Genomic DNA, 22,750 nt, shown 5'->3' on the forward strand with positions numbered 1-22,750 from the left:
CGCCGTTGGCCCGTACGGGTTCGAGGGCGGCCCGTACGGGTCCGGGCGGCGGACCTGTGGCGCCCCCGGGCGGTGCGTGGGTGGCGCCGCCTGGCGGTCACAGGCGGGCGATGTCGCCCACGGGGAAGCGCGGGGCGCGGCGCGGCGGGACCGTGCCGGAGAGCAGGATCAGCCGGGCCGCGCGGTGCCGCTGGCCCTCGTACGGCGCGAGGAGGCCGAGCATCTCCGCGTCGGTGGTGGCGCGGCGGCCGGTGAGCGCATAGCCGATGATCTTCGGCAGATGGAGATCGCCGAGGGTGAGGGCGTCCGGGGCGCCGAGGACGCGCTGGAGCGTTTCGGCGGCCGTCCACGGGCCGATGCCGGAGACCGCGCGGAGCCTGCGGGTGGCATCGGCGAGATCCATCGCGGCGGCCTCCTCCAGGCGCCGGGCGGCCCGCGCCGCGCGCACGATCGTGCCGGAGCGCTTGGCGTCGACGCCCGCGCGGTGCCACTCCCAGGACGGGATCAGGGCCCAGCCGCGCGGATCGGGCATGACCCGCAGCCGGTCCCAGGGGCCGGGGGCGGGCTCGCCGTGCCGCTGGAGCAGCAGCCGCCAGGCGCGGTACGCCTCGTCGCTGGTGACCTTCTGCTCCAGGACGGACGGGATCAGCGACTCCAGGACCAGTCCGGTGCGGGCCAGACGGACGCCGCGGTGGCGGCGGTGAGAGGCGTGGACGAGGCGGTGGCGCGGGGTGAACGCCTCCGGGTCGTCGGCGGCGCCGAGCAGTTCGGGCAGCCGCTCCAGCAGCCAGTCGGCGCCGGGCCCCCACGCCTCGGCCGCGACGGCACCGTCGGCGGGCCGGGCCGCCAGCCGCAGCGTGCCGGGGCCCTGCGGGGTGCGGCTGGCCCGCCAGATCTCGCCCCCACGTACCGCGAACGCGGGATCACCGGGCCCCCGCCCCAGCACGCAGAGCGTGCGGTGCAGATCGTAGGGGCCGGGCGGCACCCAGGTACGGGTGGGCATCTCGTCAGGGTAGGCGATAGGGGTGTCGGAGGGGGCGGGAGTGATGTGGGCAGCCCAACGGGACCGGGTCGATGCCCTACGGGACCGAGCCCGACCCCCTGCAGGCCCAGCCCCGTCCCCTACTGGTCCTGGGAGAACCCCTACTGGTCCGAGGAGAACCGCACCGACCCGTCCGGAAGGTGGGCGTCGCACCAGACGCGGATGCCGTCGCGGAGTTCGTTGTCGGCGCCGATGACCGCGCCGTCGCCGATGACCGCGCCGTCCAGGACGGTACGGGCGCCGATCCGGGCGCCCGCGCCGATCAGGGAGGAGCGGACCACCGCGCCCTCCTCGATCACCGCGTCCCGGAGCACCGTGCTGCCCTCGACCCGGGCCCCGGCGCCGATCCGGCTGCCGGGCCCGGCGACCGTGCCGCCGGTCAGCTTGGCGTCCGCGGCGACCTGTGCCGTGTCCAGGACCAGGTGATCACCGCACCGGCCGGGCACCGCCGGGGACGGCGCGCGGCCCAGGACGAGGTCGGCGGAGCCGCGGACGAACGCCTGCGGGGTGCCCAGGTCGAGCCAGTAGGTGGAGTCCACCATGCCCTGGAGGTGGGCGCCGTCGGCGAGCAGACCGGGGAAGGTCTCGCGCTCGACGGAGACCGGGCGGTCCGCCGGGATGGTGTCGATGACCGAGCGGTTGAAGACGTACGCCCCGGCGTTGATCTGGTCGGTGACGATCTCCTCCGGCGTCTGCGGCTTCTCCAGGAAGGCGGTGACGCGGCCGGAGTCGTCGGTGGGCACCAGCCCGTAGGCGCGCGGGTCCTCGACCCGCGACAGGTGCAGCGAGACATCGGCGCCGCTGGTGCGGTGGGTGTCGACGAGGGCCGGGATGTCGAGCCCGGTGAGGATGTCGCCGTTGAAGATGAGGACCGGGTCGCCCGGGGCGGAGTGCAGCCGGGAGGCGACGTTACGGATCGCGCCGCCGGTGCCCAGCGGCTCCTCCTCCGTCACGTACTCCAGGTGCAGGCCCAGGTCGGAGCCGTCGCCGAAGTGCGGTTCGAAGACCTCGGCGAGGTAGGACGTGGCGAGGACGATGTGTTCGACGCCCGCGGCGCGGGCCCGCGCCAACTGGTGGGTCAGGAACGGCACACCGGCCGCCGGCACCATCGGTTTGGGCGTATGCACCGTCAGCGGGCGCAACCTCGTGCCCTTGCCGCCGACCAGGAGGATCGCTTCAGTCACCTTGTCGTCTCTGCTTCCTGCTGGGGTCGGCCGATCGGCCGACCAGTGTAGGCAGACGGTTTCGCGGCCCGGCCCGGGGGCGGCGTACCGGGTGACGTGCGGTGTTACCGGGCGCGGCGCCACCGGTGCGGCGGCCGGACGGCCCCGCCCGGCCCCGCTCCCCCGCCTCACGCCCGGTGCCCGGCGCCCGCTTCCGGCCGGAACTCCGTCACCAGCACCGCGCCCCGCCCGGCTGACGCCACGTCGGGCACCCGGGACAGGTCGATGTCCGACCCGTACGGGGTGACGGTCCGTCCTCTACGGGCCCACAGCTCCACCCTTACGGGACCGCTCCCCCGCCCCTACGGGTTCACGCCCCGCCCCGTACGGGACCAGACCCCGCCCGTAAGGGACCGGGCCCCACCCGTGCAGGTCCCGTACCCTGCGACCGTGAACGCCACCGACCGCACCCCCGCCGGCCTGCTGCGTTCCGCGCTCGCCGCGGATCCCGCCCGCCCCCTCGTGACCTTCTACGACGACGCCACCGGTGAGCGCGTGGAGCTGTCCGTCGCGACCTTCGCCAACTGGGTGGCGAAGACCGCCAACTACCTCCAGGGCGATCTGGCCGCCGGGCCGGGCGACCGTCTCGCGCTGCTGCTGCCCGCCCACTGGCAGACCGCGGTGTGGCTGGTGGCCGCCTCGTCCGTAGGGGTGCTGGCCGATGTCGACGGCGATCCGGCCGCCGCCGATGTGGTGGTCAGCGGCCCGGACCGGCTGGAGACCGCCCGCGCCTGCACCGGCGAGCGGGTGGCGCTGGCCCTGCGGCCCCTGGGCGGCCGGTTCCCCCAGGCCCCGCAGGGGTTCGCCGACTACGCGGTGGAAGTGCCCTCCCAGGGCGACCGCTTCGCGCCGTTCGCCCCGGTGGCCGCGTCCGACCCGGCGCTGTCCGTGGACGGTGAGGAGCTGACCGGCGCCGAGGTCGTGGACCGTGCGCTGGCCGACGCCCGCGCCGCCGGGATGCCGCCCGCGCCCCGGGTGCTGTCGGGCCTCGCGTACGACGGCTGGCCGGGCCTGTCCTACGGGCTGTACGCACCGCTGGCCACCGGCGGCTCGGTGGTGCTGTGCCGCCATGCGGAGCGACTGGACGAGCCCGCCGCGGTGGCCCGGGTGCAGAGCGAGCAGGTCACCTTCCAGGCACCGTCCGCCGCTCTCTGAACCACGCGCCGGAGCGCACCCCGCCGCGCACCTCCGCACGCCCCGCGCGCCCCCGGGCGGCAGACCCTGCCCGGCGAAGAGGCCCTGGATTTGTGCGCGCTCGCAAGAGCCTCGGTAACGGAAGTGGCACGCAGCGTATGGAACGCCAACAGCAGTTCCTTGACGCTCTCGTGAAGAAAGTGCAGAGCAATGGTGTGCTGCTCAATCCGGCCCGGCTCTATCCGTTGCCGGACGCCGCGACGAGTTCCCTCACCACCGGCAAGGGACTCGCTTCCCTCACCGGTCTCCACGAATTGGTCCGCAGCATGCGCTCCATTCCCACCGGACACGTGCAGTTCATGACCGTGCCGCGCACCGAGTACCGCTACGACGCCCCTCGCGACCAGCTGACGCAACCCGCCGCCGACCAGCTCTTCCGTAAGCCGGCCCGGGACCTTCCGGTGCCCGCCGCCCCCGCGCCCGGCAGCACGGGCGGCTCCGGCGATTCCGGTCCCACCCCTTCACCGAACGCCTCGGATAGGGCATCCTCCGGTGAGAGGACGGCCAGTTCCCCTGCGCCGCCGACGTCTTCGCGGCCGCCCATTCCCGCAGCCACCGCAGAACGCGGGATCTGCGAATAAAAATGCCGCAAAGGTACTGCCAACGAGTCGAATGGATTGGGCGGATTGCCCAGTTGTAGGGAAGTGGAATGTGTCACGGGCGGCGTTCCACGCCGAACTGGACGGATAGTGTGAGTGATCCGGTCCGCAGACCAGCCGGACGAACGAACGTGAAACACAGGTCCGACCGTGCGCCCGAGGGGAGGCGCCGCGTGGCACCGACGGAGGATGCAGGGCACCGTGGACGCGCAAGGCCGTGGGCGGGCGGGGGACAACGTCGACCCCGCCGACCAGTGGGTACTCAACCCCAGCACCGGTAAGTACGAGCTGCGGCTCGATGCCGCACCCGAACCGGCAGCGCCGGATCCCGCACCCAGACGCTCCCGGCGCGCCCCCGCCGCCCCGCAGAGCGACACCGACACCCGCGAACTGCCCACGCAACGCAACCACCGTGGCGCCGCCGCCTCCCCGGACGACGCACCGCGCCCCGGTGGCCGCGCCGCCGCCCGCAAGGCCGCCCGCGCCGGTACCGCCGCGGCGTCCGGCCGCCGCAAGCCCAAGCCGAAGAAGTCCGGGAAGAAGAAGGCCCTCCTGTGGACGTCCGGCGTGATCGGCTTCGTGGTGCTGGCGGGCGGCGGCGGGGTGTTCTTCCTCTACCAGCAGCTCAACGGCAACATCGCCAAGGTCGACGTCGGCATCGAGAACGACGCGGTCTCCGACGGCCCGGTGAACATCCTCATCATCGGCACCGACGCCCGCTCCGGTAAGGGCAACGAGGGCTACGGCGACACCGGGAGCGTCGGGCACGCGGACACCACGATCCTGATGCATGTCTCCAAGGACCGTACGAACGCGACCGCGTTGAGCATTCCGCGCGACATGATCACCTCGATCCCGCCCTGCCCCACGAAGCAGAAGGACGGCTCGACGAAGACGATCCCCGGTGAGAGCAACGTGCGGTTCAACACCAGCCTGGGGCAGGAGGGCCGGGACCCCGGCTGCACCTGGCGGACCGTCGAGAAGCTGACCGGCCTGAAGGTCAATCACTTCATGATGGCCGACTTCAACGCCGTCAAGCAGCTGTCCGAGGCGGTCAACGGCGTGGAGGTCTGCGCCGCGAAGGACATCAACGACCCCAAGTCGCACCTGAAGTTGAAGGCCGGGCGGCACATCGTCAAGGGCGAGCAGGCGCTGGCGTTCGTCCGCACCCGGCACACCGTCGGCTTCGGCAGCGACCTCAGCCGTATCGAGCTGCAGCAGCAGTTCCTCAGCTCGATGATCCGCAAGATCAAGTCGGACGCGTTCAGCAGCCCGTCCAAGCTCTACGACATCAGCCAGGCGGCGACCAAGGCGCTGACCGTCGACACCGGAATCGGCAGCGCGAAGAAGCTGGTCGAGCTGGGCAACGACCTCAAGCAGGTCGACATCGACAAAATTACCTTCGCCACCGTGCCCGTCCTGGACAACCCACAGGACGCCGCCACCGTCATACTCGACAAGAGCAAGGCCGAACCGCTGTTCAAGATGGTCCAGGCCGACCACATGCTCGCGAAGAAGGGCAAGGGGAAGGGGAAGAAGAAGGCACCGGTGAAGAAGGCGCCGCCGGAGCTGGTCCGCGTCGACGTCACCAACGGCGGCGGGCCGCTGGGCGCGGCGCAGGAGACCGTGGACTGGCTGCAGAACACCAAGGCCGCCAAGCTCTCCACCAACACGGGCAACGCCCCGGCGAAGTTGGCCACCACCCGCCTTGAGTACGCACCCAACCAGGCTGACCAGGCCGCCACGTTGGCGGACTGGCTGGGTCTGCCGAAGCGCGCGCTCAAGGAGTCCACCGCGGACGCCGGGGACCGGGTGCCGATGAAGCTGACCCTCGGCAAGGACTTCACCGCCCCCGGAACCCCTATTGAGGCGCCGACCGAAACCCCGGACGGTGTCCAGAACGTCAATGCAGATGACAAGAGCATCTGCGCCAAGTGACCTGAACGAGCCGCGGCCGCCCCGCACAGGCGCCGAGCGCACCATTTACCGACCCGGGGAGAGAGCCCGATGCGGCAGAGCAGTGTGCGCGGCGAGCGACCGCGCCGACGCCGGTCCGGAACACAGCAGCAGCCGGACGCAGATCAGTTGGGCTGGGACGACAGCCTCTACAAGGACGCCGGACCGCCGCCGGACGCCCCCGACCGGATACCCGTCGCCGACGCCGTATCCGCGGACGGCGCCGGCGACGGCAACAGCGACAAGACCACCGGCAGGAGCGACGGCAAGACCGCCAGAGGCGGCAAGGGGGGACGCGGCGGCGGTCGGCGTAAAGGCGGCGACGCCGCGGCGCACGGCGGCCGACGGCGACGCCGCAAGGGCCGCGTGCTGCGCTGGACCGCGCTGGGCCTGGGCTTCCTGCTGGTCGGCGGCGCCGGGGCGGGATACCTCTACTACGAGCACCTCAACTCCAACCTCCGCAAGGGCAAGCTGGATCTCGGCGAGGGCGGTCTGCGCAAGCCGGAGCCCAACGCGTTCGGACAGACGCCGCTGAACATCCTGCTGATCGGCTCCGACGGCCGGAACAACAACAAGAACATCGAGTTGGGCGGCGCCGCAGAGGACCGGGACCGCAAGCCGCTGGGCGACGTCCAGATGCTGCTGCACGTCTCGGCGGACCGCAGCAACATGTCGGTGATGTCGATCCCCCGCGACACCCGCGTCACGATCCCCAAGTGCACCGCCCCGGACGACGGCACGGTCTACCCGCAGATCACCGCGGCCATCAACCAGTCGCTCCAGCGCGGCGGTCCGGGCTGCACCGTCGCCACCTGGAAAGAGCTGACCGGCGTCTACATCGACCACTTCATGATGGTCGACTTCTCCGGTGTGGTGGACATGGCCGACGCCATCGGCGGCGTCCCCGTCTGCGTGGACAACAACATCTACTCGCACAACCGCAGCGACGGCCACGGCAGCGGGCTGAAGCTCACCAAGGGCACCCACTCCGTCAAGGGCGTCCAGGCGCTCCAGTGGCTGCGGACCCGCTACGGCTTCGAGGACAACACCGACATCGCGCGGGCCAAGGCCCAGCACATGTACATGAACTCGATGGTCCGTCAGCTCAAGGCGGGCACCAAGCTCACCGACCCGGGCAAACTCCGCGACCTCGCCGAGGCCGCGACCAAGGCGCTCACCGTCGACGACGACCTGGGCACCCCGATGAAGCTCTACGACCTGGCGGGCCAGCTCCGGGAGGTGCCCACCAAGCGGATCACGATGATCACCATGCCGTGGGAGTACGGCCCCGGTGAGAAGTACGTGATCCCGAAGCCGGTCGAGGCGGAGCAGACCTTCGCGCTGCTGCGCAACGACACCGGGCTGGACGGCAAGGACACCGGCAAGAAGAAGAAAGCGCCGGACCCGAAGCCGTCGGTGTCCAAGGACCAGCTGCACGTCGTCGTCCAGAACGGCACCCAGAGCACCGTCTCCGGCCCGGCCCCCGGCCGTGCCGGCACCGTCCAGCAGCGGCTGGCGCAGCTCGGCTACACCGCTGCGGGCACCGACTCCACGCTGATCAGCCAGGCGGACACCACGGTCGAGTACAGCGACAAGAAGCTGCGCGGCGATGCGCTGGCGCTGGCGAAGGCGCTCGGGCTGCCCACGAGCGCCGTGCGGGAGAGCGGTTCGGCCGAGGGGCTGCGGCTGATCGTCGGCAACGACTGGCGCACCGGCACCGTCTACCCGAAGCCCGCCGGGGGCGGCGACGACTCCGGCAAGGCGCCGGAGAACGACAGCACGCTCAACGGCGAGGACAACAAGGCCTGCATGAAGGTCAATCCGCAGTACACCTTCTGACGCCGCCACGGGCGCACACGCGAGAGGGGCGGGCCGCCGTGGCCCGCCCCTCTCGCGTACATCGCCTCCGTACGGTTACGGCGTCGCGGTCTTCACCGCCGGGCGGCGGCTGGCGATGACCTTCCGCGCCAGCGACCGGGGGCTGGTGAGGAAGCCGACGCCCCAGGCCATGTGCATGGTGGCCAGCGCGACCGGTATCTGCGCGCGCGCCTTCAGCGGCAGGCCCTTGCCCGCCGGGACGGAACCCGCCGCGATGGCCGCCAGGTATCCGGCCGGGACGACGAAGCCCCAGGGGTGACGGCGACGCCGACGACGACACCGGCGGCGAGGGCGCAGACCGCGGTCGGCGGGGCGAGGTAGCGCAGGTTGATCGAGCCGGAGTGGTAGCGCGCGACGACGTGCCGCCACTTGCCGTAGTCCTTGTACTGCTTGGCCAGCGCCTTGATGCTGGGCCGGGGGCGGTACTGCACCTTCAGCTCGGGCGAGAACCACACGCCGCCGCCGGCCTCGCGGATGCGGTAGTTCAGCTCCCAGTCCTGGGCGCGGATGAACTCCTCGTTGTAGCCGCCCTGTTGCTCCAGCGCCTCGCGGCGGAAGACGCCGAGGTAGACGGTCTCGGCGGGGCCGGCCTGGCCGCCGGTGTGGAAGGCGGCGTTGCCGACGCCGATCTTCGAGGTCATCGCGGCGGCGACCGCGTCCTCCCAGGCGTTCTCGCCCTCGGCGTGCATGATGCCGCCGACGTTCTGCGCGCCGGTCTCCTCCAGGAGCCGAACGGCGGTGGCGATGTAGTTCGGCGAGAGCATGCCGTGGCCGTCGACGCGGACCACGACCGGGTGGCGCGACGCCTTGATCGCGGCGTTCAGCGCGGCGGGGGTGCGGCCCGTGGGGTTGGGCACGGTGTGCACCCGGGGGTCCTCCGCGACCAGCTCGGCGGCGATCTCGTCGGTCCGGTCCGTGGACGGGCCGAGGGCGATCACCACCTCCATCTCGCCGGCGTACTCCTGCTCCAGGATGTGCCGGACCGAGTTGCGCAGATGACGTTCCTCATTGAGCACCGGCATGATCACGGAGACGGCCGGGGGCTGCTGCTGGGGCATGGTTCCTCGGGGGGACGGCCCGCGGCGGAGTCGCCATCGCGGACGGCAGCGCTCGCCGGGAGAGTGCGATATCCCGGCTCACGTTACCGCTTATGGGGGACGGCGACGGACGGCAGGCGGGTGGTGGGGCGGCCGGGGCCCGGCGTGTGGCACTTTGCAGTAGATCGTATCGACTTACTGTGTTCCCGCTGTTACCGCCGGATCGCCCCGCCCCGTCCGCCGTGGCGGGGCCGCGGCGGACGGCCGCCGCTCGCAACCGTTCCGCCGCGGAGGTGTCCCCCGTTGACCATTCCGTCCCGCCCCGCCCGTTCCGCAGCGCGCCGCACCGCCCGGGACCGCGGGCGCTCACCGCGCAAGCGCTGGGGGCTGCGGATCGCCACCACCGTCTCGGTGCTGCTGATGACCGCGAGCGGCGTCGGGCACGCCATGGTCACCGGCGTGGAGGACGGTATCGGACGGGTCCACCCGTTCCAGGGGATGCAGGAGCGGGACCGGCCCACCGGCGGCGACGGGCTGAACTTCCTCGTCGTCGGCACCGACGGCCGGGACAAGATCACGCCCGCGGAGAAGCGGAAGTACCACCTGGGCGGCGCGCCCTGTCACTGCACCGACACCCTGATGCTGGTGCACCTGTCCGCCGGGCGGGACCACGCCAGCGTCGTCAGCCTGCCGCGCGACTCGTACGCCGAGATCCCCGCCCACAAGGACGCCGCGACCGGGCGGACGCGGCCCCGGCACGCCGTCAAGCTGAACGCGGCGTACGCCGAGGGCGGGCCGGGGCTGACGGTCCGCACCGTCGAGCACATGACGGGTGTGCACATCGACCACTACCTGGAGGTCGACTTCACCAGCTTCATGCGCAGCGTGGACGCCGTCGGCGGGGTGGACATCTGCACCGTACGGCCGCTGAAGGACCGCTACAGCGGCCTCGATCTGCCCGCCGGGAAGGCGACGCTCAACGGCGGGCAGGCCCTCCAGTACGTCCGCTCCCGGCATATCGACGGCTCCGCGGACCTCGGCCGGATGCAGCGCCAGCAGCGGTTCCTGGCGTCGCTGATCCACAAGGTGACCTCGTCGGGGGTGCTGATGAACCCGGTGCGGTTCCGGCAGGTCGCGGGCGCGATGCTGACGTCGGTCCGCGCCGACTCCGGGTTCACCGCCGACGACATGGTCGATCTGGGGCAGGCGATGCGCGGCTTCACCCCGGCGTCGTCGGAGTTCCTGTCGGTGCCGCTCGCCGGGGAGGGGGTGCGGCTGCCGGGCGGCGGGACGACGGTGCGCTGGGATCCGGTCGCCGCCGAGCAGGTCTTCCAGGCGCTGCGGGACGACAAGCCGCTCGCTGAACCGAAGAAGGCGGCGCACGGGCCCCGCCCGACGGTCGTGGACGTCCCGCCGGAGCAGATCCGGGTCCATGTCGACAACGGCACCGACCGGCCTGGCCTGGGCAAGACCGTCTCCAAGGCGCTGGGCGCGGCCGGATTCGTCGCGGCGGGCGTCCCCGGGGACGCGCCGGGCGGGCCGCACGCCACGACGGTCCTCGCGTACGACCCGCGCTGGGACCGCTCGGCGCGGACCCTGGCCGCGGCGCTGCCCGGCGCCGAGCTGCACAAGGTCGCGGGGCAGGGTCCGGTGCTGCGGGTCACGGTCGGGCAGGACCACGCCGGGGTGCATCCGGTGCGGGCCGAGGAACCGGCGCCCGGCACCCCGGGCATCGCGGCGGTCACCGGCGACGAGGCCGGGTGCCCATGACCGGTCCGACGCGGCCGCGCCGCCCGTACGCCCGGCGGGCGGGCCTGGCGGCCGCGCTGTGCCTGGTGGCGGCGACCGCGGCGGCCGCCCCGCCGGCTCCGGCGGCGCCGGTCGGCTGCGGCGGACCGACGGGCGGGCTGCTGTGTCTGGGCGGCCCGGTGGGCCACCCGGGCGCCTACACCGCGCGCTACCGGCGCCACCGCGCGGCCGGTCCCGGCGAGGTCACCGTGCGCCTGGGCTACCAGCGCAAGGACTCCCGGATCACTGCGTTCCCCGGGTGGTTCGGCACCGTACGGACGTCCGGCGGCGCGGCGACGCTGCGCGGCCGGGTGGGGATGACGGCCGGGGAGTGCATCCGCGGCGTGATGGAGCACGGGGAGCGGGTCTACGTCACCAAATGGAGCTGCGGCTGACCCGGGGGTCGGCGGCGGCGGGTTCCGGAGGGTCGCATCGTGTGGCAGATGGTCTGGGGCATCACGCCCGCGACGGTGACGCTCTCCCTGCTGGGGGCGTCGGCCCTGGGCACCGGGCTGGCGCTGTGGGAGGGCCGCGACCCGGCGGACCCGTGGCCGCGCCGGACGGCCGGGGTACTGCTGGCCGGGTGGCTGGCGCTGCTGCTGGTCGTGACGCTGGCGCCGGTGCAGCCGGTCGGTTCGGGCGATGCGACGGTGTGGTGGCTGCCCGGCGAGGGGCTGTTCGACCCGGGGGCGCCGCTGCCGCCGGACGAGGTGCCGGTACTGGTCCGCGAGCAGCTGGCGGTCGCGGCGCTGTATCTACCGGTGGCGCTGCTGCTGCGATGTGCGGCGCCGCGGCGGTCGGCGGCGGGGGTGTTCCTGCCGGGGGTGGCGCTGTGCGTGGCGGTCGAGGCGGCGCAGGCGGTGATGCGGGCGGGCCGGATCGCGGACGTGAACGATGTGCTGTGCGGGGCGGCCGGGACGGGACTGGGCCTGGGGGTGGCGGCGCTGGCCCGGTCGGCCGCCGCCGTCATGCGTCGGCGCGGCCCTCGGCGGCGTGCCGCGCGCGCAGCTCCATGATCGCGCGGCGCCGGGCGAGCCGGTGCGTGCGGCGGATCTGCGCCTCCTGGTAGCGGCGCCGGTCGCGCTCGGTCTCGGCGATCACCGGCGGCACCGGGCGGGGCCTGCCCTCGGCGTCGACGGCGGCGAAGACGAGGTAGGCGGAGCCGACCTGGGTGGCCGGGGTGGATTCGTTCCACCGCTCGGCGAGGACGCGGACGCCGACCTCCATGGAGGACCGGCCCGTCCAGTTGATCTGGGCCTTCACATGGACGAGGTCGCCGACCCGGACCGGCTCCAGGAAGGCCATCTCGTCCATGGAGGCGGTGACGGCGGGGCCGCCGGAATGCCGTCCCGCGACCGCGCCCGCCGCGTCGTCGACCAGTTTCATGATCACGCCACCGTGCACCGTGCCGAGGAGGTTGGTGTCCGCGGCGGTCATGATGTGCGACAGGGTGGTGCGGGAGACGGCGGTGGGCTTGCCCGCGGGCGCACCCTCCTCGCCGTCGGTCACGGGTTCGGTCATGCCGTCCACCCTAAGCGGTGCCGGGCGCAACCCGGCCCGCCGGACGAGCTTGCGAACGCCGCCTCGCGCCGGTGCGGGCGTCCGTCATGCGGTTTTCCTCCGCCACGTCGGAATGGTCACATCCGCTTGCGGTATGCCCGCGCGCTTTGCATCAGCTCTGCAACAGCAGCACCCCGAATCCGCCCCCGCCCTGTAAGAGCACGCACCGCGCCAGGCACACTCCTCGTATGAATGAGTGGCACGGGAACGGACCCTCCCGCGACCAGCGCGGGTACGGACGCGGCAGTGACGGCGCCCAGCCGGAAGGCGCGCGCGCCATGCCGCAGGTACGGCGGGACGCCGGCCCCGGCTACGGCCGCGCGGAGCCGCCGCTGCCCCCGGGGGCGGGCCCGCGCCGCGGCTCCGTCCCACCGCAGCAGTCGCAGGGATACGACGACTACAACACCGGCCAGGTCTACGGCGGTGGCGGGCCCGGCGGCCCGCAGCGGGGCGGCTACGACACCCGGCCGCGCCCGAACTGGGGCCGCCGCATCAAGTGGACGGTGCTGACCGTCGTCGTGGTCTTCGCCGTCGCCTCCGTCGCCACGTACTTCTGGGCCGACGGGAAGCTGCGCCGCGAGGTGGACCTGAGCAAGGTCATCGACCGCCCCGAGGCGGGCGACGGCACCAACTACCTCATCGTGGGCTCGGACAGCCGTGAGGGCATGACCGCGGACGACAAGAAGAAGCTGCACACGGGGTCGGCCGAGGGCAAGCGCACCGACTCGATGATGATCCTGCACGATGGCAGCAACGGCCCCACACTGATCTCGCTGCCGCGCGACTCCGGCGTGGAGATACCGTCCTTCGTCGGCTCCGAGTCCGGTAAGAAGTACCCGGCCACCGGCCGCCGCACCAAGCTCAACGCGGCGTACGCCGAGGACGGCGCCGAGCTGCTGGTGCGGACCGTCGAGTACAACACCAAGCTGCACATCGACCACTACGTCGAGATCGGCTTCGCCGGTTTCGCCAACATCGTGGACGCGATCGGCGGCGTGGAGCTGGACATCCCCAAGGCGTTCAAGGACAAGGACTCCGGATCCGACTTCCAGGCGGGCAAGCAGACCCTCAACGGCAGCCAGGCGCTCGCCTTCGTCCGCGCCCGGCACGCCTTCGCCCAGAGCGACCTGGCGCGCACCAAGAACCAGCAGAAGTTCCTCGCCGCGCTCGCCAGCCAGGCGGCGTCGCCGGGCACGCTGCTCAACCCGTTCCAGCTCTACCCGACGCTGGGCGCGGGCCTGGACACCGTCATCGTCGACAAGGACATGGGCCTGTGGAGCCTGGGCAACATGTTCTTCGCCATGAAGGGCGTCAACAGCGGTGAGGGCACCTCGATGAACATGCCGATGTCCGGCATCAGGGACGGCTTCGTCATGTGGGACACGGCCAAGCTCCACCAGCTCGTCCAGCAGCTCAACAACGACGAGAAGGTCACGGTCACCGACAGCAACTGACCTCGCGCTCCCCGTACGACACGACGGCCCCCGGCAAAGCTGCCGGGGGCCGTCACGTTCGCGCGGATCCGCCCTACGGCAGGTTCCGCGCCATGACGATCCGCTGCACCTGGTTCGTGCCCTCATAAATCTGGGTGATCTTGGCGTCGCGCATCATGCGCTCGACCGGGTAGTCGCGGGTGTAGCCGTAACCGCCGAGGAGCTGGACGGCGTCGGTGGTGATCTCCATGGCGGCGTCGGAGGCGTAGCACTTGGCGGCGGCGCCGAAGAAGGTGAGGTCCTCGTCCTTGCCGCCGGCCGAGATGCGCTCGGACTTGGCGGCGGCGGCGTAGGTCAGCTGGCGGGCGGCCTCGACCTTCATCGCCATGTCGGCGAGCATGAACTGCACGCCCTGGAAGTCGCCGATCGGCTTGCCGAACTGCTTGCGCTCGCGGACGTAGCCCTTGGCGTAGTCCAGCGCACCCTGGGCGATGCCGAGCGCCTGCGCGGCGATGGTGATGCGGGTGTGGTCGAGGGTCTTCATCGCGGTGGCGAAGCCGGTGCCCTCGGCGCCGATCATGCGGTCGGCGGGGATGCGGACGTTGTCGAGGTAGACCTCGCGGGTCGGCGAGCCCTTGATGCCGAGCTTCTTCTCGGGGGCGCCGAAGGACACACCCTCGTCGCCCTTCTCGACGACGAAGGCGGAGATGCCCTTGGAGCGCTTCTCCGGGTCGGTGACGGCCATGACCGTGTAGTACTCGGAGACACCGGCGTTGGTGATCCAGCGCTTCACGCCGTTGAGGACCCAGAAGTCGCCGTCGCGAACGGCCTTGGTCTTCATGCCCGCCGCGTCGGAACCGGCGTCCGGCTCGCTCAGGCAGTACGAGAACATCGCGTCGCCCTTGGCCAGCGGGCCGAGGTACTTCGCCTTCAGCTCCTCCGAGCCGGAGAGGATCACCGGCAGCGAACCGAGCTTGTTGACCGCCGGGATCAGCGAGGACGAACCGCAGACCCGGGCGACCTCCTCGATGACGATGACGGTGGCGAGCGCGTCGGCACCGGCGCCGCCGTAGGTCTCCGGCACGTGGACGGCGTGCAGGTCGTTGGCGACCAGCGCGTCGAGCGCCTCCTGGGGGAAGCGGGCCTCCTCGTCGACGGCGGCGGCGAACGGCGCGATCTTCGCCTCGGCGAGGGCACGCACCGACTCCCGGAGCATGTCGTGCTCCTCCGACGGCCGGTACAGATCGAAATCAGCGGTTCCCGCCAAGGTTTCTCACTCCCCTGAGAGCTGAAGCTAACTACCGTTAAGTAACCCGTTCTGCTCCGGATTCTAGGCGCCCCGGGCCCGACGGGATACGTGAGGTTGCCGACAGACATCCGTTCCCTCGTGGCCGGTGGCCGACCCTCCCCGGCAGGGGCCCGACTATGCTCGGTCAGCGCCTTTTCGCCCGTCCGTCATCGACCCGTACCCCGCACACCGGCGCGCCGCGCCGAAACCTGGTTTGGAGCATCCATGGCCCTCAAGATCACCGTGATCGGCACCGGCTACCTCGGCGCCACCCACGCCGCCGCCATGGCCGAGCTCGGCTTCGAGGTACTGGGCCTGGACGTCGTCCCCGAGAAGATCGAGATGCTGCGGCGCGGTGAGGTCCCGATGTACGAGCCGGGACTGGAGGAGCTGCTGCGCCGCCATGTCGCCGGATTCGAGGGCTCCACCGGCCGCCTGCGCTTCACCACCTCGTACGAGGAGGCCGGGGCGTTCGGCGAGGTGCACTTCGTCTGCGTGAACACCCCGCAGAAGCACGGCGAGTACGCCTGTGACATGTCGTACGTGGAGAGCGCCTTCAGCTCGCTCGCGCCGCATCTGGACCGCCCGGCGCTGGTCGTCGGCAAGTCGACGGTGCCGGTGGGCAGCGCGGCGCGGCTGGCGCGGCTGCTGGCCGCGCAGGCACCGGCGGGCGAGGCGGCCGAGCTGGCGTGGAACCCGGAGTTCCTGCGCGAGGGGTTCGCCGTCGACGACACCCTGCACCCGGACCGGATCGTCGTCGGTGTGGCGAGCGAGCGGGCCGAGGCGCTGCTGCGGGAGATCTACGCGACACCGGTCGGCGAGGGCTCGCCGTTCGTCGTCATGGACTACCCGACGGCCGAGCTGGTGAAGACCGCGGCCAACTCCTTCCTGGCGACGAAGATCTCGTTCATCAACGCCATGGCGGAGGTGTGCGAGGCGGCCGACGGCGATGTGGTGAAGCTGGCCGAGGCGATCGGGCACGATGAGCGGATCGGCAAGAAGTTCCTGCGGGCCGGGGTCGGCTTCGGCGGCGGCTGCCTGCCCAAGGACATCCGGGCGTTCATGGCCCGCGCCGGTGAGCTCGGCGCCGATCAGGCGCTGACCTTCCTGCGCGAGGTCGACTCGATCAACATGCGGCGCCGCGGCCAGATGGTCGAGCTGACCCGGGACGCGGTCGGCGGCTCCTTCCTCGGCAAGCGGGTCGCCGTCCTCGGCGCCACCTTCAAGCCGGACTCCGACGACGTCCGCGACTCCCCCGCCCTCAATGTCGCAGGGCAGATCCATCTCCAGGGCGGCCAGGTCACCGTCTACGACCCGAAGGGCATGGCGAACGCCCGGCGGCTGTTCCCGACGCTGGGCTACGCGGACAGCGCGCTGGAGGCGGTGCGCGGTGCGGACGCGGTGCTGCATCTGACGGAGTGGCGGGAGTTCCGGGAGCTGGACCCGGCGGTGCTGGGCGAGGCGGTCACCGCCCGCCGCATCCTGGACGGCCGCAACGCCCTCGACCTGGAGCTGTGGCGGAAGGCCGGCTGGACCTACCGTGCCCTGGGGCGTCCGAAGGCGTAACGCCTGCTCTCCCTGTTCCGCGGGTGTGGCCCCCGCTTCCCCCGTTCCGCCCGGCCGGGCCGTAGCGCTCCGGCCGGGCGGTCGTGCGTCTCAGCCGGATTGCGCGCGCCGGGCCCGGTAGCTGCGCATCTTCGCCCGGCTGCCGCAGACCGCCATGGTGCACCAGCGGCCGCCTCCGGCCGGGCTCCGGTCGTAGAACACCCACCGGCAGTCGTGGGCCTCGCACGCCTTGAGGCGGGTCCAGGTGCCATCGGCGGCGGCCGTGGCGATACCGGCGGCCAGCAGCGCGGTGAGGCGGTCGGTGCCGCGCAGCCGGGCGGCCGGGTGGAGCGCGGTGGTGCCGTCGGGGGCGACGGCGAGGACGAGTGGGGCGCGGGCCAGCAGCCGGTCCAGGGCCCGGGCGTCGGCGGCCGCCAGTTCGCCGCCCGCGGTGTGCGCGAGGCAGACGGCGCGCAGCGCCTCCCGTAGCTCGGTCAGTGCACGGACGGCCGCCGGGCCGCCGTCGTCCGGGGTGAGCGGGGGCAGGCCGTGCGCGGTGAGGAAGGCGTCGAGTCCGCCGTCCGCGGTCAGGGTGTCCGCGCCGGTCTCGACGTCGAGGGTGTTCACCAGGTCCTGCACCGGAAGGAGAGACGCCGGCGCTGTTCGGTCCGCCACCCTTGCCACGTTACCGGCCGACCGCCATCATGCAGTAACGCAGTTACCCGTTAACGACTTCAGGAGGTAACGACATGGCGCTGATCGAGCTGGGTGTCGTCGCATTGGACTGCCCCGATCCGCGGGCGCTCGCCGGTTTCTACGCCGAGCTGCTCGGCTGGCGGGTGACCGGCGAGGGGCGCTGGTTCGAGGCCGTCGGACCGCAGGGCAGGCAGCTCGCCTTCCAGGAGGCGGCGGGGTACAGGCCGCCGCAGTGGCCGGGCCAGGAGCAGCCGCAGCAGTGCCACCTCGACTTCGACGTACGGCGCGCGGACGCCGAGGCGGCCCAGGAGAAGGCGCTGGCGCTCGGCGCGAAGCTCGTCCAGCAGGATGACGCCCGGCAGAACTGGCGGGTCTACCTGGATCCGGTCGGGCACCCCTTCTGCTTCTGCTTCCGCGACTGACGGGGACGCGACCGGCCACCGCCACGGTCGCGGCCGGCCCGGCGCTTCCCCGGCCGCCCGGATACGGAAACGCACCGGCGGGCCGCCGTCCGTGACGGGGCCCGCCGGTGCGCGAGAGGGTGCGGTCAGCCGTCCAGCTGCTCGATCGTGGCGATCGACTCCGGGCGGCGGGCCTGCTCCGCGCGCGCCACGTCCTCGGCGTCCCGGAGCGTGCGGACCGCGTTGCGCCAGGTCAGCTTGGCGAGGTCGGCGGTGGACCAGTTCCGGTCCAGCAGCTCCCCGAGCAGGTTCGGGTAGCTCGCCACATCCGCCAGGTCGGACGGGGTGAAGGCGGTGCCGTCGTAGTCGCCGCCCAGCCCGATGTGGTCGACGCCGGCGACCTCCCGCAGGTGGTCGAGGTGGTCGGCGACGGTCGCCGCGGTCGCCTCCGGCATCGGGTTCTCCGCCCGGAACGCCCGCTGCACCGCCATCGCCTCGGGGGTGGTGTCGAGGTGGTGGAAGCCGTGGGCCCGCATGTTCTCGTCGGCCCGCAGCGTCCAGGGGCCGACCTCGGTGTGCACGAACTTCGGCACGAAGGTGGCCATCGCGATGCCACCGTTGGCGGGCAGCCGCTCCAGGACGTCGTCGGGGATGTTCCGCGGATGGTCGCAGACCGCGCGGGACGAGGAGTGCGAGAAGATCACCGGCGCGGTGGAGACCCGCAGCGCGTCCCGCATCGTCGTGGCCGCGACGTGTGAGAGGTCGACGAGCATGCCGAGGCGGTTCATCTCCCGGACGACCTCCTCGCCGAAGGCGCTGAGACCGCCCGCGCGGGGCTCGTCCGTCGCGGAGTCCGCCCAGGCGAGGCTGTCGTTGTGGGTGAGCGTCATATAGCGGACGCCCAGCCGGTGCAGGGCCCGCAGGGTGTCCAGCGAGTTGTTGATGGAGTGGCCGCCCTCGGCGCCCATCAGCGAGGCGATGACGCCGTCGGCGCGCGCCGCCTCCATGTCGTCGGCGGTGAAGGCGAGCCGCAGCGCCTCGGGGTAGCGCGCGGCCATCCGCCGCACCACGTCGATCTGTTCGAGGGTGGCGCTGACCGCCGTGTCGCCCGCGTAGTCGGCGCGGACGTAGACCGACCAGAACTGCGCGCCGACGCCACCGGCCCGCAGCCGCGGGATGTCGGTGTGCAGGAACTCCGACTGGTCACCGGCGATATCGCGGCGGTCCAGGTCGTAGCCGACCTGGGCGCGCAGCGCCCAGGGCAGGTCGTTGTGGCCGTCGACGACGGGGTGCTCGGCGAGCAGGGCGGCGATGCGCGGGTCCACCGCGGTGGCCGTCATCACTTGCCCCCGAAGCCGAAACCGGCCGGGGAGGCGACCTTGTTCCGCAGCCGCTTGCCCTTCTCGGTGGCCTGGTCGTTCAGCTCCTGCTGGAACTCCCGCATCCGGCCGAGCAGCTCCTCGTCGTGCGCGGCGAGCATCCGCGCGGCGAGCAGCCCGGCGTTGCGCGCGCCGCCGACGGAGACGGTCGCGACCGGCACCCCGGCGGGCATCTGCACGATGGAGAGCAGCGAGTCCATGCCGTCGAGGTACTTCAGCGGCACCGGCACGCCGATCACCGGGAGCGGGGTGACGGAGGCGAGCATGCCCGGGAGGTGGGCGGCTCCCCCGGCGCCCGCGATGATCGTCTTGAGGCCGCGCCCGGCGGCCTCCTCGCCGTACGCGATCATCTCGTGCGGCATGCGGTGCGCGGAGACGACGTCGACCTCGTAGGCGATCTCGAACTCGTCGAGCGCCTTGGCCGCGGCCTCCATGACGGGCCAGTCGGAATCCGAGCCCATGACGATGCCGACGATGGGGCTTCCGGGGGAGCTACTGGTCATTCGGTGATCGTTCCTCGCAGGTAGCCGGCGGCGTGCGCGGCGCGCTCGCGCACGTCGGCAAGGTCGTCGCCGTAGGTGTTGACGTGACCGACCTTCCGGCCGGGCTTCACGTCCTTTCCGTACATGTGGATCTTCAGCTGCGGATCGCGTGCCAGGCAATGGAGGTACGCGGAATACATGTCCGGGAAGTCGCCGCCGAGCACATTGGCCATCACCGTCCACGGGGCGCGCGGGCGGGGATCGCCGAGCGGGAGGTCCAGAACGGCGCGGACGTGGTTGGCGAACTGCGAGGTGGTCGCGCCGTCCTGGGTCCAGTGGCCGGAGTTGTGCGGGCGCATCGCCAGTTCGTTGACGAGCACCTGCGGCGTGCCGTCGGGGCCGGGGACCTCGAACAGCTCGACCGCGAGGTGGCCGACGACGCCCAGCTCCGCCGCGATCCGCAGCGCCATCTCCTGGGCGTGCGCCGCGAGGTCCGCGCTCAGGCCGGGCGCCGGGGCGATGACCGTGTCGCAGACGCCGTCGACCTGGATGGACTCCACGACGGGGTAGGCGACGGCCTGGCCGTGCGGCGAGCGGACGACGTTGGCGGCCAGTTCGCGGGTGAAGGGGACCTTCTCCTCGGCCAGGACGGGCACCCCGGCCCGGAACGGCTCGGCCGCTTCCTTGGAGGAACGTACGACCCATACGCCCTTGCCGTCGTAGCCACCACGGACGGTCTTGAGGATCACGGGGAATCCGGCGCCCTCGTTGGCGAACGCCTCCACATCCGCCGGATCGGAGACGAGGCGATGGCGCGGACAGGGCACGCCCAGCGCGTCCAGTCTCGCCCGCATCACCCCCTTGTCCTGGGCGTGCACGAGCGCGTCGGGGCCGGGGCGTACGGGGATGCCGTCCGCCTCCAGCGCCTTCAGGTGCTCGGTGGGTACGTGCTCGTGATCGAAGGTGATCACATCACAGCCACGGGCGAAGGAGCGCAGCGTGTCCAGGTCGCGGTAGTCGCCGACGACGACGTCGCTGACCACCTGGGCCGCCGAATCCTGCGGGGTGTCGCTGAGGAGCTTGAACTTGATGCCGAGGGGGATGCCCGCCTCGTGGGTCATACGGGCGAGCTGACCGCCACCGACCATGCCGACTACCGGGAACGTCACGCCCCCCAGCGTATCCGTACGGGCGTGCCACCCCGACGGCGGGATTGGAGGATCGTCCGAGCGCGGGCCACGCGGCGGGGCCGGTGTGCGGAGCGTGAGCTTCCGTCGCACCGTGGAGCGAGCGCCGCTGCGTACGCCCGCGCGCGGCGGCCCCTGGGAAACGCTGGTTAGCATGAGGGGCGGTCCGGGACGACCGGCCGGGCCGGCCGCCACCGACAGGGAGCAAGACGATCACCATGAGTGAACGGAGCGCGCTGCGGTCGCGGCTGGAGACGCTCCTGCGCGAGGCCGCCAAGTTCGGTGCCGTGGGCGGCGCCGGGGTGATCGTGAACTTCGCGGTCTTCAATCTCGTACGGCACCTGACGGAGCTGCCGGTCGTGCGGGCCAGCGTCATCGCGACGGTCGTGGCCACCGGCACCAACTACCTCGGCTACCGCTACTTCACCTACCGCGACCGCGACAAGCAGGGCCGCACCCGCGAACTCTCGCTCTTCCTGCTGTTCAGCGTGGCCGGGCTGATCATCGAGAACGGCATGCTCTACGCGGCGACGTACGGCTTCGGCTGGGACACCCCGCTGCAGAGCAACGTCTTCAAGTTCCTCGGCATCGGCGTCGCCACCCTCTTCCGCTTCTGGTCGTACCGCACCTGGGTCTTCCGCACGCCGGACGGGGCCGGGCCGCTGCCGGACGCCGGGGCGCCGCGCGCACCCGAGCGGGAGCGGCAGCCGCAGGCGCACGGCGCCTCGCGCCCGTAGCGGGACCGGCCCCGCTCAGCCCTCGGTCTGCTCGGCCTCCCGGGCCAGGAAGAGGGCGAAGACCGGCGGGCGCTGCTGGAGCAGTTCGAGCCGCCCGCCGTCCGCCTCCGCCAGATCGCGGGCGACGGCGAGGCCCAGTCCCGTGGAGTTGCGGCCGGAGACGGTCCGCTCGAAGACCCGTGAGCCGAGGTCGGCGGAGACGCCGGGGCCCGCGTCGGTGACCTCCACCACCGCCTGGTTGCCGGTGACCCGGGTGCGCAGCGCGACCGTCCCGTCGCCGTGCATCAGCGAGTTCTCGATGAGGGTGGCGAGCACCTGCGCCACCGCGCCCGGGGTGCCGACGGCCCGCAGCCCCTTCTTGCCGGAGCGGACGATGGAGCGGGCGGCGCTGCGGTAGGCGGGCCGCCACTCCTCGACCTGCTGCTTGACGACCTCGTCGAGGTCGAAGGCGACGGCGGAGCCGGAGCGCGGATCGCGGGAGTTGGTGAGCAGCCGCTGGACCACGTCCGTCAGCCGCTCGACCTGGGCCAGCGCGATGGTGGCCTCCTCCTTGACGGTGTCCGGGTCGTCGGTGAGCGTGATCTCCTCCAGCCGCATGGAGAGCGCGGTCAGCGGGGTGCGCAGCTGGTGGGAGGCGTCGGCGGCGAGGCGGCGCTCGGCGGTGAGCATCCGGGCGATCCGCTCGGCGCTGGCGTCCAGCACATCGGCGACGCGGTCCAGCTCCTGGACACCGTAGCGGCGGTGGCGGGGGCGGGGGTCGCCGGAGCCGAGGCGTTCGGCGGTCTCGGCGAGGTCGGTGAGCGGGGCGGTGAGCCGGCGGGCCTGGCGGATGGCGAGGATCACCGCGGCGACGATCGCCAGCAGCGCCACCGCCAGGATGACCAGCAGCGTGCGGCCGATCTCCTCGTTGACGGCGGCGCGGGACTCCTGGACGGTGACCTGCTCACCGCGGTCGCCCGTCACCTGCGACTGGATGACATCGCCCGCGGGCCGGGTGCCGATCTCGATCGGTGCCTTGCCGGGCACCTTGATCCGGGCGTAGCGGTGGACGGTGATCTGTTCGGAGAGGGCGCCCCGGGTGATCTTCTCGCCGCTGCCGATCCGGCTCTCGACGATGCCGACCAGCCGTACCGCCTCGGACGCCACGCTCTCCTGGGCGCCCGCCTGGATGGTGCGGGTCTCGACGACGACGAGCGAGAGGCCGAAGACGGCGATCACGACGAGCACCACCGCGAGGGTGGAGTTGATCAGACGGCGGCGCACGGTGCCCTCCGGGCGGGGGTTGCGGTGGTCTGTCTCGGCGTCCCGCCCGGCAGGGCCGCGGC

20 protein-coding genes and 1 pseudogene are annotated in these 22,750 nt (G+C 72.3%); 11 read left to right on the forward strand and 10 right to left on the reverse strand.

Annotated elements, in window-relative coordinates; translation table 11 throughout:
• Positions 1-97: 97 nt before the first annotated feature.
• The gene (locus tag OG422_RS11355; protein ID WP_143942372.1) at positions 98-1,003 is read right to left on the reverse strand and encodes a DNA-3-methyladenine glycosylase; all 906 of its coding nucleotides are present in this window, start codon (positions 1,001-1,003) and stop codon (positions 98-100) included.
• A gap of 140 nt (positions 1,004-1,143) precedes the next feature.
• Positions 1,144-2,226 (reverse strand): sugar phosphate nucleotidyltransferase, encoded by a 1,083-nt coding sequence (locus tag OG422_RS11360; RefSeq protein WP_405742431.1) that lies wholly within the window; start codon positions 2,224-2,226, stop codon positions 1,144-1,146.
• A gap of 429 nt (positions 2,227-2,655) precedes the next feature.
• Between OG422_RS11360 and OG422_RS11365 the strand changes: the two genes are divergently transcribed.
• From OG422_RS11365 to OG422_RS11380, 4 genes are all read left to right on the forward strand, one after another.
• Complete coding sequence (locus tag OG422_RS11365; protein ID WP_405742433.1) at positions 2,656-3,420, forward strand: TIGR03089 family protein; 765 nt, start codon at positions 2,656-2,658, stop codon at positions 3,418-3,420.
• A 137-nt stretch (positions 3,421-3,557) separates the two neighbouring features.
• Complete coding sequence (locus OG422_RS11370; RefSeq protein ID WP_405742435.1) at positions 3,558-4,040, forward strand: hypothetical protein; 483 nt, start codon at positions 3,558-3,560, stop codon at positions 4,038-4,040.
• A 219-nt stretch (positions 4,041-4,259) separates the two neighbouring features.
• Positions 4,260-5,996 carry an LCP family protein gene (locus OG422_RS11375; RefSeq protein WP_405742437.1) on the forward strand — a complete coding sequence of 579 codons (1,737 nt, stop codon included), beginning with the start codon at positions 4,260-4,262 and terminating at the stop codon, positions 5,994-5,996.
• 69 nt (positions 5,997-6,065) lie between these two features.
• Positions 6,066-7,853 carry an LCP family protein gene (locus OG422_RS11380; RefSeq protein ID WP_405742439.1) on the forward strand — a complete coding sequence of 596 codons (1,788 nt, stop codon included), beginning with the start codon at positions 6,066-6,068 and terminating at the stop codon, positions 7,851-7,853.
• A gap of 75 nt (positions 7,854-7,928) precedes the next feature.
• On the opposite strand, the pseudogene OG422_RS11385 reads toward OG422_RS11380, so the two are convergent.
• Positions 7,929-8,950: pseudogene (locus OG422_RS11385) on the reverse strand (glycosyltransferase family 2 protein).
• Between the two features lie 282 nt (positions 8,951-9,232).
• On the opposite strand from OG422_RS11385, the gene OG422_RS11390 reads away from it, so the two are divergent.
• Genes OG422_RS11390 through OG422_RS11400 form a run of 3 tightly spaced genes read left to right on the forward strand, consistent with a single transcriptional unit; the run spans position 9,233 to position 11,733 of the window.
• On the forward strand, positions 9,233-10,699 hold the full coding sequence (locus tag OG422_RS11390; RefSeq protein WP_405742441.1) for an LCP family protein: 1,467 nt from the start codon (positions 9,233-9,235) through the stop codon (positions 10,697-10,699).
• Positions 10,696-11,112, forward strand: coding sequence for a hypothetical protein (locus OG422_RS11395; protein ID WP_405742443.1), 417 nt, complete (start codon positions 10,696-10,698; stop codon positions 11,110-11,112). The genes OG422_RS11390 and OG422_RS11395 overlap by 4 nt, the downstream gene beginning before the upstream one ends.
• A 48-nt stretch (positions 11,113-11,160) precedes the next feature.
• Positions 11,161-11,733: a VanZ family protein gene (locus OG422_RS11400; RefSeq protein WP_251077031.1), complete on the forward strand. Its 573-nt coding sequence runs from the start codon at positions 11,161-11,163 to the stop codon at positions 11,731-11,733.
• Here the strand turns inward: OG422_RS11400 and OG422_RS11405 are convergent.
• Positions 11,684-12,238 (reverse strand): acyl-CoA thioesterase, encoded by a 555-nt coding sequence (locus OG422_RS11405; RefSeq protein WP_143942604.1) that lies wholly within the window; start codon positions 12,236-12,238, stop codon positions 11,684-11,686. The genes OG422_RS11400 and OG422_RS11405 overlap by 50 nt on opposite strands.
• A 227-nt stretch (positions 12,239-12,465) precedes the next feature.
• Here OG422_RS11405 and OG422_RS11410 point away from each other — a divergent pair, with 227 nt between their 5' ends.
• Positions 12,466-13,731, forward strand: a complete 1,266-nt coding sequence (locus tag OG422_RS11410) for an LCP family protein (protein ID WP_405742446.1) — start codon at positions 12,466-12,468, stop codon at positions 13,729-13,731.
• A 73-nt stretch (positions 13,732-13,804) separates the two neighbouring features.
• On the opposite strand, the gene OG422_RS11415 is transcribed toward OG422_RS11410, so the two are convergent.
• The gene (locus OG422_RS11415) at positions 13,805-14,977 is read right to left on the reverse strand and encodes an acyl-CoA dehydrogenase family protein (RefSeq protein WP_030282242.1); all 1,173 of its coding nucleotides are present in this window, start codon (positions 14,975-14,977) and stop codon (positions 13,805-13,807) included.
• Between the two features lie 246 nt (positions 14,978-15,223).
• On the opposite strand from OG422_RS11415, the gene OG422_RS11420 reads away from it, so the two are divergent.
• Complete coding sequence (locus tag OG422_RS11420) at positions 15,224-16,564, forward strand: UDP-glucose dehydrogenase family protein (RefSeq protein WP_405742448.1); 1,341 nt, start codon at positions 15,224-15,226, stop codon at positions 16,562-16,564.
• Between the two features lie 90 nt (positions 16,565-16,654).
• On the opposite strand, the gene OG422_RS11425 is transcribed toward OG422_RS11420, so the two are convergent.
• Positions 16,655-17,218, reverse strand: a complete 564-nt coding sequence (locus tag OG422_RS11425; RefSeq protein WP_405742450.1) for a CGNR zinc finger domain-containing protein — start codon at positions 17,216-17,218, stop codon at positions 16,655-16,657.
• Between the two features lie 74 nt (positions 17,219-17,292).
• Here OG422_RS11425 and OG422_RS11430 point away from each other — a divergent pair, with 74 nt between their 5' ends.
• Positions 17,293-17,661: a VOC family protein gene (locus OG422_RS11430; RefSeq protein WP_143942599.1), complete on the forward strand. Its 369-nt coding sequence runs from the start codon at positions 17,293-17,295 to the stop codon at positions 17,659-17,661.
• Positions 17,662-17,786: 125 nt separating this feature from the next.
• Here OG422_RS11430 and OG422_RS11435 read toward each other — a convergent pair whose 3' ends face one another.
• From OG422_RS11435 to OG422_RS11445, 3 genes are read right to left on the reverse strand one after another with little or no spacing between them, the layout of a single operon-like run.
• Positions 17,787-18,980 carry a dipeptidase gene (locus OG422_RS11435; protein WP_405742452.1) on the reverse strand — a complete coding sequence of 398 codons (1,194 nt, stop codon included), beginning with the start codon at positions 18,978-18,980 and terminating at the stop codon, positions 17,787-17,789.
• Positions 18,980-19,522, reverse strand: a complete 543-nt coding sequence (gene purE, locus OG422_RS11440) for a 5-(carboxyamino)imidazole ribonucleotide mutase (protein WP_405742454.1) — start codon at positions 19,520-19,522, stop codon at positions 18,980-18,982. The genes OG422_RS11435 and purE overlap by 1 nt, the downstream gene beginning before the upstream one ends.
• On the reverse strand, positions 19,519-20,670 hold the full coding sequence (locus OG422_RS11445; protein WP_405742456.1) for a 5-(carboxyamino)imidazole ribonucleotide synthase: 1,152 nt from the start codon (positions 20,668-20,670) through the stop codon (positions 19,519-19,521). The genes purE and OG422_RS11445 overlap by 4 nt, the downstream gene beginning before the upstream one ends.
• A 236-nt stretch (positions 20,671-20,906) precedes the next feature.
• On the opposite strand from OG422_RS11445, the gene OG422_RS11450 reads away from it, so the two are divergent.
• The gene (locus OG422_RS11450) at positions 20,907-21,425 is read left to right on the forward strand and encodes a GtrA family protein (RefSeq protein ID WP_143942596.1); all 519 of its coding nucleotides are present in this window, start codon (positions 20,907-20,909) and stop codon (positions 21,423-21,425) included.
• Positions 21,426-21,440: 15 nt separating this feature from the next.
• Here OG422_RS11450 and OG422_RS11455 read toward each other — a convergent pair whose 3' ends face one another.
• Positions 21,441-22,688, reverse strand: coding sequence for an ATP-binding protein (locus OG422_RS11455; RefSeq protein WP_405742458.1), 1,248 nt, complete (start codon positions 22,686-22,688; stop codon positions 21,441-21,443).
• Positions 22,689-22,750 lie beyond the last annotated feature (62 nt).

This window comes from Streptomyces sp. NBC_01525 (genome assembly GCF_045040405.1).
Classification (GTDB): Bacteria; Actinomycetota; Actinomycetes; order Streptomycetales; family Streptomycetaceae; genus Streptomyces; species Streptomyces benahoarensis.